At 64.6% G+C, this 15,062-nt stretch carries 15 protein-coding genes; 7 read left to right on the top strand and 8 right to left on the bottom strand.

Features of this window, described 5'->3' with window-relative positions:
- Positions 1–81 precede the first annotated feature (81 nt).
- On the top strand, positions 82–1,677 hold the full coding sequence (locus H4W30_RS19420) for a recombinase family protein (RefSeq protein ID WP_192744046.1): 1,596 nt from the start codon (positions 82–84) through the stop codon (positions 1,675–1,677).
- 109 nt (positions 1,678–1,786) lie between these two features.
- Here the strand turns inward: H4W30_RS19420 and H4W30_RS19415 are convergent, their stop codons facing one another.
- From H4W30_RS19415 to H4W30_RS19390, 7 genes are all read right to left on the bottom strand, one after another.
- A complete protein-coding gene (locus H4W30_RS19415) occupies positions 1,787–2,719 on the bottom strand; it encodes a hypothetical protein (protein ID WP_192744045.1) in 933 nt (310 codons plus the stop codon).
- 54 nt (positions 2,720–2,773) lie between these two features.
- Positions 2,774–2,902, bottom strand: a complete 129-nt coding sequence (locus H4W30_RS44225) for a hypothetical protein (protein WP_264082800.1) — start codon at positions 2,900–2,902, stop codon at positions 2,774–2,776.
- A gap of 316 nt (positions 2,903–3,218) precedes the next feature.
- The gene (locus H4W30_RS19410) at positions 3,219–5,459 is read right to left on the bottom strand and encodes a P-loop NTPase family protein (protein WP_192744044.1); all 2,241 of its coding nucleotides are present in this window, start codon (positions 5,457–5,459) and stop codon (positions 3,219–3,221) included.
- Entirely contained in the window at positions 5,449–6,210 is a 762-nt protein-coding gene (locus H4W30_RS19405) for a hypothetical protein (protein ID WP_192744043.1), read from the bottom strand. Before H4W30_RS19405 ends, H4W30_RS19410 begins: the two co-directional genes overlap by 11 nt.
- Positions 6,207–6,545, bottom strand: coding sequence for a hypothetical protein (locus tag H4W30_RS19400; RefSeq protein ID WP_192744042.1), 339 nt, complete (start codon positions 6,543–6,545; stop codon positions 6,207–6,209). The genes H4W30_RS19405 and H4W30_RS19400 overlap by 4 nt, the downstream gene beginning before the upstream one ends.
- Positions 6,542–6,862, bottom strand: coding sequence for a WhiB family transcriptional regulator (locus H4W30_RS19395; RefSeq protein WP_192744041.1), 321 nt, complete (start codon positions 6,860–6,862; stop codon positions 6,542–6,544). The genes H4W30_RS19400 and H4W30_RS19395 overlap by 4 nt, the downstream gene beginning before the upstream one ends.
- Before the next feature lie 372 nt (positions 6,863–7,234).
- The gene (locus tag H4W30_RS19390) at positions 7,235–8,572 is read right to left on the bottom strand and encodes a helix-turn-helix domain-containing protein (protein WP_192740899.1); all 1,338 of its coding nucleotides are present in this window, start codon (positions 8,570–8,572) and stop codon (positions 7,235–7,237) included.
- A gap of 389 nt (positions 8,573–8,961) precedes the next feature.
- Between H4W30_RS19390 and H4W30_RS19385 the strand changes: the two genes are divergently transcribed.
- The 6 genes from H4W30_RS19385 to H4W30_RS19360 all read left to right on the top strand — a co-directional run bounded on the left by H4W30_RS19385 (position 8,962) and on the right by H4W30_RS19360 (position 13,195).
- On the top strand, positions 8,962–9,411 hold the full coding sequence (locus H4W30_RS19385) for an Imm1 family immunity protein (protein ID WP_192740900.1): 450 nt from the start codon (positions 8,962–8,964) through the stop codon (positions 9,409–9,411).
- 624 nt (positions 9,412–10,035) lie between these two features.
- Positions 10,036–10,353 (top strand): hypothetical protein, encoded by a 318-nt coding sequence (locus H4W30_RS19380; RefSeq protein ID WP_192740901.1) that lies wholly within the window; start codon positions 10,036–10,038, stop codon positions 10,351–10,353.
- Positions 10,337–10,717: a helix-turn-helix domain-containing protein gene (locus H4W30_RS44725; protein WP_404799903.1), complete on the top strand. Its 381-nt coding sequence runs from the start codon at positions 10,337–10,339 to the stop codon at positions 10,715–10,717. Before H4W30_RS19380 ends, H4W30_RS44725 begins: the two co-directional genes overlap by 17 nt.
- A 219-nt stretch (positions 10,718–10,936) precedes the next feature.
- Positions 10,937–12,310 (top strand): glutamate decarboxylase, encoded by a 1,374-nt coding sequence (locus H4W30_RS19370; RefSeq protein WP_192744040.1) that lies wholly within the window; start codon positions 10,937–10,939, stop codon positions 12,308–12,310.
- Positions 12,311–12,372: 62 nt separating this feature from the next.
- Positions 12,373–12,999, top strand: coding sequence for a TIGR03085 family metal-binding protein (locus H4W30_RS19365; RefSeq protein WP_192744039.1), 627 nt, complete (start codon positions 12,373–12,375; stop codon positions 12,997–12,999).
- Between the two features lie 10 nt (positions 13,000–13,009).
- Positions 13,010–13,195: a 2-hydroxymuconate tautomerase gene (locus tag H4W30_RS19360; protein ID WP_101611157.1), complete on the top strand. Its 186-nt coding sequence runs from the start codon at positions 13,010–13,012 to the stop codon at positions 13,193–13,195.
- Between the two features lie 14 nt (positions 13,196–13,209).
- On the opposite strand, the gene H4W30_RS19355 is transcribed toward H4W30_RS19360, so the two are convergent.
- A complete protein-coding gene (locus H4W30_RS19355; protein ID WP_192744038.1) occupies positions 13,210–15,054 on the bottom strand; it encodes a prolyl oligopeptidase family serine peptidase in 1,845 nt (614 codons plus the stop codon).
- Positions 15,055–15,062: the final 8 nt, after the last annotated feature.

The raw sequence follows: 15,062 nt of genomic DNA, 5'->3' as shown, positions 1-15,062 counted from the left end.
TCGTGAGTGGTAAGGACGGTTCTGCACCGACTGGGTCAACCAACTACAGTCGGCAGAGCGTCTACCAGCGAGGATACGGCCATGAGCGCACCAGCACCGAGGAAGCGGCGGAGGTTCAAGAAGCAGACCAGTGAGCGGCCGCCCGTCGTCCCGTTCGATCCCGTGGACGACGCGGCGGTCTGCTACTCGCGTGAGTCGCACTACACGGATGAGAGCACGTCCAACGTGGTCCAGCGCGATACCACGCACCGGTGGACGTCCGCCTACGACATTCCGGTGGTGGCGACCGTCGAGGACTTGCACGTGTCCGGCGACCTGGAGCCGCACAAGCGGGCAGGGCTCAAGCAGTGGCTGTCCGACGCGCCGCCGCAACCATGGAAGACGCTGGTCGTGTCCAAGCTTGACAGGCTGGTCCGGAACGTCATGGACGCCCTGAACTTGCTGGAGTGGCTGCGGGCGCGCGGTAAGCGCTTGATCGCCATCGCGGAAGGCATCGATTCCAGTAACTCGATGGCGGAATTCATGATCACGCTGATTGCGGCATTCGCCCGCATGGAGCGTGAGCGGATGCGTGAGCGTTTCCGCTCCGCGAAAGCGTCCCTTAAAGAACAGGGTCGGTGGAGCGGTGAGAGTCACCTGTACGGGACGATGCCGGTGGAATTGCCGGGCGGTGGTGGCTGGATCCTCGGTTTGGATCCATACGCGGTCAAGATCCTGCATTCCCTATCCACTCTTGTGCGGGCGGAAAAGCAGGGGCTTACCGACCTGTGCAAGTGGCTGACGAAAAACAAGGTCGTCACCCCGCGAGACAGGCAAGCGCAGTTGACGGCGGAACGGCGGGGCGAAGACCCCGCCACCGTGGAACTCAAGGGCTATCAATGGCAAAGTGGCACGCTTGCCGCTTTGCTGGTGAATCCGGAGCTTGTCGAACTCGGCATTTTCGAGCCTGCCGAACAGGCTGAGATCGTGGCGGTGCTTGAGGAGAAGTCGCGCCGCAAAGCACGGGGCAGCAACCAGCCGTATCCGTTCTCGGGTGTCTTGGTGTGTCCGGAGTGCCTTGAGCCCTTGTGGCACCGTATCGCGGGCGACACGCGGACCCGCGCGGACGGAACCAAGGTCAGCTATGAGTACCGCTACTGGCGGTGTCCGACAGCTAAGCACGGTCCGTCCATCCGCGCGGAAGATGTGGAGCCGTTCGCCGAGAAATCTTTCTATGTGCTCTTTTCCATGGTTCCGGTCCGTGAACGGATGGTTCTGCCGACGACGAATCACGCTAACGAAATCGCGAAGCTGGAACGGGAACACGCGCGACTTATGGCGAAGGTGGCGCGGGCAGTGTCGGCGGGTGAGCGTCAGCGGATCATGGACGATGGGCAAAAGATTCTGAAAGATATCGACACACTTCGGGCGTTGCCGATTGACCCCGGGGGCGTGCAATGGGTTCCGACTGACCGGACGTGGCGGGAAGAACTGGAAACACTAACACCGGAAGAACGGCGCATTCGATGGCTTGACGTGGGCTTCTCGTTCGCGGCGCAGAAACGGCCCGATGGAAAAATGGTGATGGGATGGCATCTGCCGGAGGGTTGGCAGGATGCCATGCCGGAACTAGCCGAATTCATAGAAAATTACGTCACTGAAAACGGAATGATCGATATCACAAACTTGGTCAGTTAGCTGATTGCCTGACCATCATGTTTAGCTATCGGAATCGGCGGGTAGGAAACTGGTGGTAGCTGCCTGGTTTCAGATCAAGTGACCGGGCGGCTACCGCCTTTCTCGCAGATCACGTGCATGGGCGGTACCCGATCACCAGGTGACCTTGCCCAAGTTGCTGCCTGAGTGTCAGTTCGCCGAGTTGCGGACCCGGGGCGGCGGTGGGGGTGTCGTCCAAGATGGAGCCGAACGTCAGGTGACACGCGTCTACGACGCTGGTGATGTGGTCCGGCTCGAACTTCACGGCGCTGCCGGGAACCGACAGGCGCGTGACGTAGTCGCGGGGATTGGTGACCTCGGCGGCCAGTGCCAGGAACGCGCCCGGACAGTCCATCGCGTTCCGCGCAGTGGCGAACGCGTCCGCCGCCTGCGAACTGAAATGAAAGCAAAAGTCGGCGGCGGCACTGGTCCCGGATGCCGCTGCCTGTCGGCCGCCCGTGGCCTGATCGGACAGCCTGACGACCAAGTTCCATACCAGTGCGTTCGGGGTGCGCGGCAGAATCCGCGCGACCGCTTCCGCGTGCGCCGCGTTCAGTGCGTCCTGTGTCTGGCGGGTCTCTTCGGCCGCGTTCACGGCCAGCATGACCGAACCGGCCGTCACCATGGCCAGCCCGAGCGCCAGAGTCCCGAGCGTCTGCCAACGGCGGGTGCGGAGTCGCAGGTGGACGGCGGCGACCATCGCGGCAGCGAACAGGATCACCCCAGCGACCACGACCCACCACCACGGGTCCACATAGGTCAGCAGCCACACCGCGACCACGAGCAGCGGTACCGTCAGCCGCCACGCCAGCGGCACGCCGCGTCCGAGCAGCAGCATGACGACCATGCCGCCGACGCCGCCGAACAACCAGGGCCACATCTGCCAGCCTGACAACCACCACGCCGCCAGCGTCAAGAACAGCGCCAGCCCGAGCGCCGGATATCTGACGCCCCGTTCAACGGCAGCGCGCCGCCGCTCACGAGCGGCGGCGCGTTCGCCTGCCTCTGCCATCCGATCGAACAATGATCCTCCACCCATCTAGTCAGGATGCGCCCGGATCACCCGGGACGCCACCTATCAGTGCTGGTCACCGCGCTGCGAGCGGGTCAGGGCGTCGTATACGGCGTTGATCCTCTCGGCCAGCTCCGCGAAGTCGGAGCCCTCGACCAGCACCCACGTCGCGCCCTCTGGCGTCGTCTTGAGCATCACGCGCCCCACGTCGGGCCGATGACCCGCCGTCGACAGTGCGGAGCCGTCTACGCCCCTCTGGGCGCCCCCGGCGGTGGTGCCCTGTCTGCCGTCGCGGGCTGAGTCCGCATCTGTCTGATCCGCGTTCTGCGGGCCGTCGGCGTGGTCACCGTCCGGTGTGTCAGGTCGGCCGTCTGCGGTGCCGTGTCCGTCCTCGGATTTGTCGGCGTCGTGGTCATGGTCGCTGCCTTTCGAGCGGGTGTCTGCGGTCGCTGGTCGGGGGGAGTGGGGGAAGGCACCAAAGGTGGTGTCGAGTCCCCTGGTTTCGGGCGGTTTACGGGTCTTCGGTGGTGGCATTCCCCCGCCTCCCCCCGGGGTGTTCTCCCTGGTCAACCGAGGGATCTTGGTCGGGGGAGGCTAGGGGGAGAACTCCCCCGGTCTCTGGTGCTTCCCCCGTTGCCTCCCCGCGTGCCTGTCGGCGGGCGGCGGCCACGTCGTCGGCGTGGACGTACATCAGCCCGCGCACCTTGCGGAGCCGTTGCCCGTGATCGGTCAGCACTGCTTTCAGGTCGGCGAACGCCCACGGTTCGTACTCGTCCGCGTTGAACTCGGCAAGGCGGGTGAGCACGGTCTGTGTCCGCACCCGCTGTTCGCCGCCGAGCACGTGCGCAATGTCGGCGAGGTGGTCCACCGGAGCCGCCTCAATCTCGATTCGCTCCGCTGTTTCCACCGCCCGCCCGGCGTCCTCAATGGACGCCATAGCGCGGGCGATAACCGGTGTCACGTCGTCGGCCCCGTCCTCGAACGGCACATAGAACGTGCGCACCAACTCGAAAATCTCATCGGTGATGCCGACCGCGACACAGGTTCCCCGGTCAGTGTTGATCCGAAGATCTGTCGCGCGGATACCGGCCGCGTACTTCCCCGATCCGAGTAGCCCGTCGTTGGCGACCTGATCGGCCACCGAGAACGCCACACCACACGCGACGTTGCGCGTGATCTCCCTAGGAATGCTGTCCTTGGTGGGCGACTGCGTGGCCAGCAGGAGTACGACACCGTACTTGCGGCCGCGTTTGATCAGCCGCACCGCCATCTCCGCCGCCCGCTTTCCGAACTTGGGATGCTGGAACAACTCGTGACACTCATCGATCCCGACCACCAGCGGGTGCAACCCGAGGCTGCGCTTGTCGGCAAGCTTGCGTGAGACCTTCGGCGGCCGCCCGGGTTGTTCGCCGAGCGTCTTGCCGCGTCGCTCCATTTCGGTCAGCAAGTCCGCCAGCGCTTGTGTCGCTGCCTCGGCGACGGTGTCGTCCATTCCCATGCGGTAGCGGGATAACCGGGGTTCGAACGGAGCGAAGTCCGGAGACTCGCCCATCACGAACGCCCACAGTTCGGCGGTCGGGTCGAGTGCCGCGCCGAGCATGAGCGTGCGGAGCGCGGATGACTTGCCCTGTCCCGGGCGTCCGCCAATCAGCCAGTTGACCCCGATCAGCGGAGCGTTGATTACCGTGCCACGTTGGGAAAGCCCGAACGGAACGCCCTCGAAAATATCCGTCTGTCCTTCGTGGACCAGGGGCCAGTCGCCGGCGCCGCGGGCACCCTTGTCAGCGATCCACAGATCAAGGATTCCGTCCTCTTCTCCTTTGGTAGGCCAGGTTTCCAGCGCCGAGCGCCCGAGGTTCGCCGCCAACCTGGATCGGCGCGCGGCCACCATGTCGGCCGTGACACCCATCGGCAACCGGATCTGCGCGGCGGTGCCGTCGCCGTCCTTGCGGGCGGCCACCGTGTACACGAGTTCTCCGCCGTCGCGGTAGAACTTGTCCAGCGGAGCGATACCGAGGTGAGCCAACGCGCGGGAGATCATCCGTTCGTCAATCCACGAATCCGCGTCGTCCCGGTCCGGCTGCACGAGCCACCCTGCGCCCGGGGTCCGGTCGCGTCCCTCGAACGCGGCAGCGACCACGACCGCCAACGGCAGCACCCACAACACCACCGGCCCGAGGAACACCAGCACGGACCATGCCGCGTCGAGTCCGTTGTAGACCTCGGCCAGCCACGTCCACATGTCCGCCCGTTCCATGAACGCGGCCACCGCCCACAACACCGCCACCACCGGCGCGGCCACCCGCACCGCGATCACGAACCGTCGAACGGCGATACCGACCTTTGCCCACCGTGCCGTCGCGTCGGAACGGATCAACTCCTGCGCGGCGCGGCGTGCTTCCGCGTCGCCTGCCAGCCGTGCCCGCCGTGCGTCCGCCCGCAGGTCGGCGTACGTGGCCCACTGCCAGAATTTCAGCAGCCACCGCCACATGCCGCGCGCCACGAACCAGACCAGCCGCACCACATCGCGCGGAGCCTGCCGGACGCGGTAGGCGGCCAGAGACCGCGCCCGCACCACCGGCGCGGACTGCCACACCCGACGCAGCCACCGGCCGACACGGCGCCGCACCGTCCGCCGACGTGGCTGCGGCAACGTGTCATCCACCAACTCGCCGTCAAGGATCGGCCCGACGTGTTCGACGGCGCGCGACCCGGCACGCTCCACAGCGGACTTTCCCGGATCACTGGTCATGGCGCACCCCCTCGGCCACCTCGGCCGCCAGCGCGGCGGCCAGCCGGGACGACAGACCACGCGAACACCCGGTGGCTTCCCGCACCCATGCCGGAGTGATCTCCACCTCCGCCGACCACACGGCCCGCGCATCGGCCAGATAGTCGGCGAACAGTTTCCGCCGTTCCGGCCGCGCCACCTCGGCCACGGTCGCGGCCGGTTCGGCCACGGGCGGTTCATGAACCTGCGTGCGGTCCATGGACGTGGAGACCGCGACGTGAACCGCGTCGGTGAGCTTGTCCCGCAGGTCGGTGACCGCCTCGGCGGCCACGAACACCACCACCGGGGGCACCGAGTGCAGCACCACCCCAGCAGGTGACCCGGCCGCCCACGATGACCACGTGTTCATGACATACGTGGCCGCCAGCGTGAGCCACTTCGCCGCACGCACCCACCGTCCGGTGTGGACCTGGTACCGCGCGGTGATCTGTTCGGCCCGCAGGATGGCCAGCAGGACCAGACACACCGTCGGGTCCAGCAGCCATGCCGTCAGCCACGGCAGCGAACCCACCTCGGCGCCAGCGGCGGCGAACCACTGAACGTTCGCCGTCGTGAACGCCAACCCGAGTACGATCCCGGCCCAGCACAGGCGGTCAACCTGACGGCGGACACGCTCCACCCGCCACGCGATCACGTCCGGGTGGGACTGCCAGCGCCGAACCTCGGCGGCGTCGGCAGCGTCCCGCGCCATCCGATCAGCGTTCGTGGTCATCGTTGACCACCACCCCGACGCCTTATGGTCGGAGCGTCCAGTGTGGTCACCGTCAGCGCCCGCGTTAGGACATGGGCCGCGATCAGGTCCGGCACCGCCAGCACCACGAGCAGCAGCAGCGGGCTACCCGGGTGCGTGATCACCAGCCACTGAACGCCCACGAACGCGGCACCCGTGAACAGCACCCGTCCGGCCAGCGACACCACCCGGGCGCTAGCCCGTGCCGCGTCGGCCGCCGCCCGCGCCTTGCGGGCACTGGCCCGCCAGACCGTGAACAGCAACACCAGGACACCAGCCCCGGCCAGAATCTGCGTCGTCGACAGAGAGACCGTCATCGGACCTCACCACCCCGACGACGCAGCCACACCGGGAACAGTGCCCGCCGATCGGTATCCGGCAGCGCGCCCCACACACCGACCGTGTTCTCACCAGCCGTGCGCAAGTCCAGTTCCAAACACTCATCAACCACCGGGCACCCGGCACACATCCGTGCCGCCGTCGCCCTGTCCGTCTCACCCGCAGGAAAGTCACTCCGATCGAACGCCCACAAACACAGACCATCCCGGGACACCACAGCGGACAGCACCTCATCCGGCACTGCCGACAATCGATCAAGCCCGGCAGCCAACTCCGTGTATTCGTCCTCAGTCATCGCGCACCACCACCGAACACACGCCACAGTTCGGTGACGGGAACGACGAGCCGTGATCGGCGACGCTCAGCGCGGAGCGTGCCGACACGGATAGCACGGCACACACTGGACTCCGCGACACCGAGAATCCATGCGGCCTGACGGATCGAAAGAAACGCCGGAGAACCGGCACTTTGCATTGCGTTACTCATGATTATTGGATCCTTACTATCGGCTGCGACTCGCGGGATTGCGAGCCGCTGCCATCAAGTAAGGCGCCGAGGCAGCAAAACAACTATGTCAACGCTGAAATAAACTATTCCACCCTGGAATAGATGCAGGTCGGCAGCGCGCAAATTTGATCGAGTATTCCGACAAGGAATATAAAGCTACCTAAATATTCTCGGCGGGAATGTTCCCGTTTGCGGGACGCTTGACCTCTGCGAGCAGGTCGCGGAAGTCCCTGCCTGCACCATTTCCGTAGGTCGCTAGCTCGTCTTCCAGTTCAGTCGAGACCATCAGCAACGTTGGACGACTCTGGCGGCCACTGCGGAGCGCCTGAATTCCCAGCCCCGCCGCTTCCTCGACCTCACCGCGCCTTGCCGCAATGACTGCGAGAGTCAACTCAGCTTCGGCGATACGCATGGGGGACAACTGTTCCCCTTCGGGGCTAACGCCCCGACGAATAACTTCTTCTGCGTTCCGCTGCGCGAGTTGGTCCTCGCCTACAATCCGATAGGTATCCATTGCGTAGAAATCCCACTTGTCGGGATCGACCACGAAATGATTGTCTGGACGCTCTGGAAAAGGAAGCTGATCCAAGAGGGTGCTGCCAGCGTCCAACGCTTGGCGAACCTCATCAGGCTTTCCCATGCGCGCATAGGCTTTCGCCTGTTGGCCGTAAAGCTGCACGGCGACAGAGTGAGAGGGTGCCGCCAAAATGCCTTCCTCGGCTGCCGCTATTACGGCACGGAAGTTCCCGGCAGTAAGGTGGAACCATGCGCGCATTTCATGCGCCCAGCCAACAATTCCCTGGTCTCCGGATTCCTCGCCTAAGGTCATTGCCATGCGACGCGTTGCCTCCGCCGCGTTGCGGTCACCTGTGTCATATTCGAGGCAACCAACGAGCAACGCCAGCATTCCAGCCTTTTGAAGAACCTCACGGTGCTGCGCCAGCGATAGACGGCTTTCAAGCAGTGTCGTCATCTTGCCTAGCCACTCTTTGCCTTCAACCATCAGGGTGCGCGCGTCCTTGTGTGGGTAGTCGCAGCACAATTGCTCCACGGTAATGCTTACCGCATCGATAGTTGACGGATTAATGGCGGATGCTCGCAACCGTCGCAGTAGTTCGAGCGTGTCCATTCCGGTGTTAACAACTAAGAGTTCGTCGCGCTCACTGGCTGGAGTGATTAGTTTCTTTGATTCCGCGGTTTGTGGAAATGCTAAGCGGCTCTGCCCGGGGAAGTCGAACCAAAGAAGGTGCTGCGGCAGATGCAGTTTTTTGGCATAGCTGCGGAGAGAGTCGAGGTTTTGTTCTGGCTTTCCGTTCTCAAGCTTGCTTACCTGAGCTTGAGTGAGTCCTAGCCAGCGCCCTAGCAGCTCCTGATTGAGAGCCTTGCCGAACAACTGACGGTGACGCGGATGGTTTCGGTAAGCCTTAAAAACTTTTCCAATGTGCTGACTGGCAAACGCTGCCCGAAACTCGTCAGTTTGGAAGAACTCGTTTCGCAATTGCGCCGGGGGAGTTTTGAGTTGGTCGCGCTGCTCTCTAAGGCACTTACTGCACATTCGGGCCGTGTTGTCGGCCGCCAGCAAAGTCCCGCACGCCGGGCAGCTCCGTGACCCGCCAGGTGTACTCATGCGGTCCCCCTTGCCGAGGTTCGGGCCGATCAGCCTTGACCAGCGTAGCTAGGCACTCTCAGACCAGCCTACCTAGCGCTACGTGCCATCACCACCGTGTGAAGCTCACACTACCGAGATCGACCTCCTACCTGCGGATATGCCGGATCTGGCATGGCGCATGCCCAGGTCGATATAGACCGCCGCGCCGCTCCAGCCGAGCGTAGGTCGGGCAAGCCCAAACGGGGCTCTGAACGGCTTCACCCGACCGAAACGGTGACATGGACGCATTGGTTGTCACGGCGTCGCTTTCTTCTGGCGTCGGCCGAGTCACGCGCGGAATGACTGCATCCGTTGCGCTTGTCGAAGAGATATTGACGATTGAACACATCTCTTCTGAGACGACGCTCTCAATCGGTGAAGCCGAGTTCTATGCAAGTAAGGAGGGGCCGTTTCCAAACCATCAGTTTAGAGTTACCGCCCGTCCGTCGATCGGCTTTGCGGCTTTGAACTACATGGACAACGACGACGGAGAAATGCCGATCGCAAACTCGTTCAACCCAAGGCGACCGCTTCCCGAGGTCAATCTGATATTTAACGGCGCTGTAGGTTCGGTGTTTCCGCGATCGGCGGCAATTCTGATTTCAGATGCACGTAGCGCGTTGCTGGAATGGCTGGGGACGAGAAAGAGGCCCACCTGCATTCCGTGGCGACCATACGACCAGTACTAAGGGAATACAACAGGAGTAGATCCGTGAGTGATGAACTACGTCCCGGACATGTCGGAGGACTGTTCGTTAGCTGGCACAGGAGTCAGCACGATGGGCTAGACCACGCACTCACGGATGAAGAAATGAGACACGGACGCGAGATTGGTTCACGTGGCCAATATGAATCACTGTGCGGACATGTAGTGCTGGTTGTGTCGATGCTTATTCCACCCGGGAACCCTTGTTTGAATTGTCGCACAGTTTTATGCGCGAGAACCACCCTGCCAACATTTGAGCAACGGATGCGGCAGCCTACGCGCCACCGTAAAAGCACCGGGTTCTTTGCAGCTTTCGGTGTCGATTCCGGACGTCATCATGCTTTGAAGGGTTCTTAATGGATATCGCACTGCTCTTTGCTCGTCCGCGCGCCGGAACGATGGGAGAGTCTCGCAGGTTGGTGCACCTATTTCGGGCACCTTCTGATGGTGTACAGCCGGAACGAATGGAGGCGCTATGCGGAGAAGAATTCGGCCCCGGAGTCCTTCAGTTGCTTGAAGCTCCCTGCGGAATGCCCTGCTTCGGCTGCTTACAGAAAACTCCAGCGAGCGATCCCGCTAATAGTCTGCCTGAACTTACCGTCTAGTCGTGGGGGTTGCACGCATGTTCACTTTCGCCTCTGATTTCGATTTTTTCTTCTGTACGCTAGTCCTGTGGATTCTTGGGTTTATAGATTTTACTCAGCGCCTTTATCGATATCTTTCTAGCTCGATGCCGTGGCAGTGGTTTCAAGGGCATACCAAGGGGCGCGCTGTCGTCCTGTCCATTGCTGTCGGGTTAGTTTGGCCTGTCGTGGTCATATTGAAGCAGCTTGAAAACGTTCCGTTTGTCATGAAGTTTGCTGAATCAGTGGCACTTCCGCGCTCGATGAGGCGCCGAAAGAGTGATAATGCCGCCCGTAAATAGTGGACCAGAAATCAGTGTCGACCTAGATATGCCGAACACGGACGATGGCCGATACGTTCCCCTTGGTGTCATGTTGTCTAGGGTTCGACTATGGCGCCGGTGGTCGAGAGATAAGACCGCACGTAAGGCGGGAATGAAATATCAGACTCTCAGCAGGTATGAGACCGGCGAAAGAGTTCCGACGAAGGTTTCAGCGATCATGCGACTAGCCGACGCCTTGGGAATGCCACGGCAACAACTTTTCAATTGGGTCGTCAATGAAATCGAACACCGCGAGAAGCTGCGGAACTTAGGCCACGCAGATACCTGTTCGCATGCTGCCGTTAAAGTCACCGCTCCCGTCGTGGTCACGCGCGGGAACTAGCGGAATCCAAGGTGGGGAGCGGTCACTCACAATCCAGCTGCGATGAACCACCTGCGGTGAGCATGAGCGCCAGAGTTGAGCCGCCCACCCCTTGAGGCGCGCAGGGGTGGGCGGCTCCTCGTATGTGGGGCCTGTCGGAGCTAAGCGGTATGCTGTTGTTGGTTGACCAAGACGGTGGCTGACCGTCCTTACCACTCACGAGCCGCTACCGTTCGCTTCATGGTGCTGCACAAGGGAACCGCTCCCGATCCTGAGCGCAAGACCGGAACCAACCCCTTGCACGCCGGCGCGTATCCCGCGCTCGCCGCGCAAATCCGCCTCCCGCACGACAGCCTCGCCGAAGACCCGCTCCCGCCCGACACCGCGCTCCAGCTGGTGCGCGACGAGCTGATGCTCGACGGGAACGCCCGGCTCAATCTCGCCACGTTCGTCACCACGTGGATGGAGCCGCAGGCCCGCGAGCTGATGGCCGACTGCGTCGACAAGAACATGATCGACAAGGACGAGTACCCGCAGACCGCGGAACTCGAGCGGCGCTGCGTGAACATCCTCGCCGATCTGTGGCACGCGCCCGATCCCGCCGCGATCATGGGCTGCTCCACCACCGGTTCGTCGGAAGCCTGCATGCTCGCCGGGATGGCGATGAAACGCCGCTGGTCGAAACTGGGCCGCACCGGGAAGCCGAATCTGGTGATGGGCGCGAACGTCCAGGTCTGCTGGGAGAAGTTCTGCGAATACTGGGAGGTCGAGCCGCGGCTGGTGCCGATGGACGGCGACCGGTTCCACCTCACCGCCGACGAGGCGGTCGCCCGCTGCGACGAGAACACGATCGGCGTCGTCGCGATCCTCGGATCCACCTTCGACGGCAGTTACGAGCCGGTCGCCGAGATCGCTGCCGCGCTCGACGGCTTGCAGGAACGCTCCGGCTGGGACATTCCGGTGCACGTCGACGGCGCTTCGGGCGCGATGATCGCGCCGTTCCTCGACCCGGAGCTGAGCTGGGACTTCCGCCTGCCGCGGGTGGCGTCGATCAACACCTCCGGGCACAAGTACGGCCTGGTCTACCCCGGCGTCGGCTGGGTGGTGTGGCGCGACAAGCAGGCGTTGCCGGAGGAACTCGTCTTCAACGTCAACTACCTCGGTGGCGACATGCCGACTTTCGCGCTGAACTTCTCCCGCCCCGGCGCCGAAGTGGCCGCGCAGTACTACACGTTCGTCCGGCTCGGCCGCGAAGGTTTCCGTGCCGTGCAACAGGCTTCGCGTGACGTCGCGACCCAGCTGGCGGACGGCATCGCCGGGCTCGGCCCGTTCGAACTGCTGACGCGCGGCGACCAGCTGCCCGTGTTCGCCTTCACGACGAAGGCGGACGTCGAGGGCTTCGACGTCTTCGACGTGTCGCGCCGGCTTCGCGAGCGTGGCTGGCTCGTCCCGGCGTACACGTTCCCGGAGAACCGGACCGACCTCGCGGTGCTGAGGATCGTGGTGCGCAACGGTTTCACGCACGACCTCGCCGATCTGCTGCTCGCCGACCTCCGGCGCCTGCTGCCCGAGCTCGAACACGGCCCGCGACAGCGGACCGCGTTCCATCACTGAGCCGGGTGCCCTGCGTCACGCCGGATTTCCCCGCGCTCTACCGGCGCGTAACGTCGTGGGGTATGGGAGTCGCCGGAGACGAACGTCGTGCGTTGAGCGAGCTTTTCGAAGAGGTCGGCCCGGACGCGCCGACCCTGTGCACGGGCTGGAAGACGCGGGATCTCGCGGCGCACCTGCTGGTCCGCGAGCGGCGGCCCGACGCGGCGCCCGGCATCCTGGTCCCGGCGCTGGCTTCGTACACGCAGCGCGTGCAGGATTCCTACGCCGCGCGGCCGTGGTCCGAGGTCGTCGGCAAGGTCCGATCCGGTCCCGCCTGGTTCTGGCCGACGTCGATCGGCGCGGTCGACGAGCTGGCGAACAGCGCGGAGTTCCTGATCCACCACGAAGACGTCCGCCGAGGCCGGCCCGGCTGGGAACCGCGTCCGGCCGACTCCGCGCGGGACGCGGCGGCGTGGAAGTCGGCCAAGCAGGCCTCGAAGCTGAACCTGCGGAAATCACCGGTCGGCGTGATCTTGAAGACCCCCGAGGGCCGCGAAGCGCGGGTGAAGGAAGGCCCGGACACGGTGACCGTGATCGGCGCGCCGATCGAGCTGCTGCTGTTCGTCTTCGGCCGCGACGCCGCCCGTCTCACCTTCGAGGGTGACGCCTACGCGGTGGACAGGCTCCGGAAGCACGACCGCGGCCTTTAGAGTTCCGGCCATGCCGATGATCAGTGTTTCGATGTTCCCCGGCCGCACGGCCGAGCAGAAGCAGGCCCTCGTCCGCGAGGTGACCGACGCCTTCGTCCGCACCTGCGGCGGCAAGGCCGAAGGCGTCTGGGTGACGATCAACGAGATTCCCGCCGAACACTGGGCGTCCGGCGGGACTCTCTTCTCCGAGCGCTGACCCGCTCGCCGGGGTCAGCGAAGCCCGACCGCCCGCTGCGCGAAGAACACCTCGATCGCGGTCTGCTTGATCGTCTCGGCGATCACCAGCGATCCGTGGCCCGCGTCGAACCGGTAGAACTCGAACGGGATCTCCCGCTTCGCGAGCCTGTCGAGGTAGTTCTCGACCTGCCGGATCGGGCAGCGCGGGTCGTTGTCCCCGGCGAGCACCAGCACCGGCGCCGTCACGGCTTCGACGTAGGTGATCGGCGAGCATTCCCGGTACACCGCCGGCACCGTCTCCGGCGAACCGCCGAACAGTGCCCTGTCGAACGAGCGGAGCTGCTCCATCTCGTCCTCGTACGCGGCGACGTAGTCCGCGACAGGCACTCCGGCGATCCCCGCCGCCCAGCGCGCCGGCTGGGTGCCCAAGGCCAGCAGGCTCAGGTACCCGCCCCACGAAGCGCCGTTCACCACGCACTTCTCCGGGTCGGAGAGTCCACTTTGGACCGCCCAGTCGTGCACGGCGGCGACGTCTTCGAGTTCGGTGAGGCCCGGACGGCCTTCGATGGCGTCACGCCAGGCCGAGCCGTAGCCGGTCGAGCCGCGGTAGTTGACCTCGACGACGGCGAATCCCGCGTCGAGCCACACCGCGCGGTACGCGGAGAAGCGGTCCTCGTCGGCCGCATGCGGCCCGCCGTGCAAGGAGAAGACCGTCGGGAGCGGCCCCTCCGGCGCGTCGGCCGGGCGAGAGACGAGCGCGTGGATCTGCCCGCCGATCCCGTCGACGAACGCGTCGGTGACCGGTACGGACTCCGGGGCGCGCTCGCCCGGCGGTTCGAGAAGCACCGAGTCTTCGCCGTCCGCCGTCCGCGCGCGCACGGCCGTCGGCCGCGCGGCACTGGACCACGAGTACTCGACGGTGCCGTCGGGCCGCACTCCCGCCCCGCCGATCCGCCCGGGCGGGGTGTCCAAAGAGGACAATTCGCCACTGGCGAGGTCGTAACGGTGCAGGGAACTGCGGCCCTGGTGGAAGTGGACGACCAGCAGCGCCCGCGCGTCCTGATACCAGCCGGCGACCACCTCGCCGGGCAGGTCCAGCTCGATCTCCTGTTCGGTGTCCGCGGCGGTGTCCCAGATCAGCAGTTCTTCGCGACCGCGCCGCTCGTGCAGGACCAGCAACCGCTGATCGCCCACGACCGGGGAGAACTCTAGCGCGCCGAGGCCCTTGCCCTCGCCGTCCCATTTGTCGGCGACCGTCGTGAAGCCGTCGGTCGACAGGACGCGCAGCGCGGGGTGCCGTGAATCACCGTGCTCGGAGTGGGAGATGACGAGCAGCGACTCGTCGCGGGACAGCGAGGCGATCCCGGCGTCGTCCTCGTGTTTGTAGAAGGACGTGGTTTCGCCGTCGATATGGGCGAAAAGTTCGGTTCCGTCGTCGGTCGAGACGCCCACGGCGACCAGCTTGGTGCCGATCTCGAGCCCGGCGGGGTAGCCGTCGTGGACGTCCGGCACCGCGCGTTCCGCGGCGGCCCCCGGCGCGAACGGCTCGCGGACCCAGGAGCCGAACTCGTCGCCGTCGGTGTCGTTGAACCACCAGATCCAGCGGCCGTCGGGGGACGGGGTCGCGTGCATGGTGCCGTTGGGCCGATCGGTGACGCGGCGGTGCTCGCCGGTCGACCGGTCCCAGGAGTAGACCTCCCACACGCCGCTGGCGTTGGAGACGTAGACGTTCGCGTCCGGGGCGTCGATGGCCCATTCGGGCACCGAGATGCGCGGCGCGCGGAAGCGGGCCCGCCACCTGGCCTCGGCTTCGGCGTCGTCGAACAGGCGGTCCGGGACCACCGCGGTCGGATATTCATTGCCTGGCTGCGTGCTCACCCCTCGAT

Origin of the sequence: Amycolatopsis roodepoortensis, from assembly GCF_014873915.1 — a bacterium.
Lineage (GTDB): Bacteria > Actinomycetota > Actinomycetes > Mycobacteriales > Pseudonocardiaceae > Amycolatopsis > Amycolatopsis roodepoortensis.
This window is presented reverse-complemented; position numbering and strand designations above follow the sequence as displayed.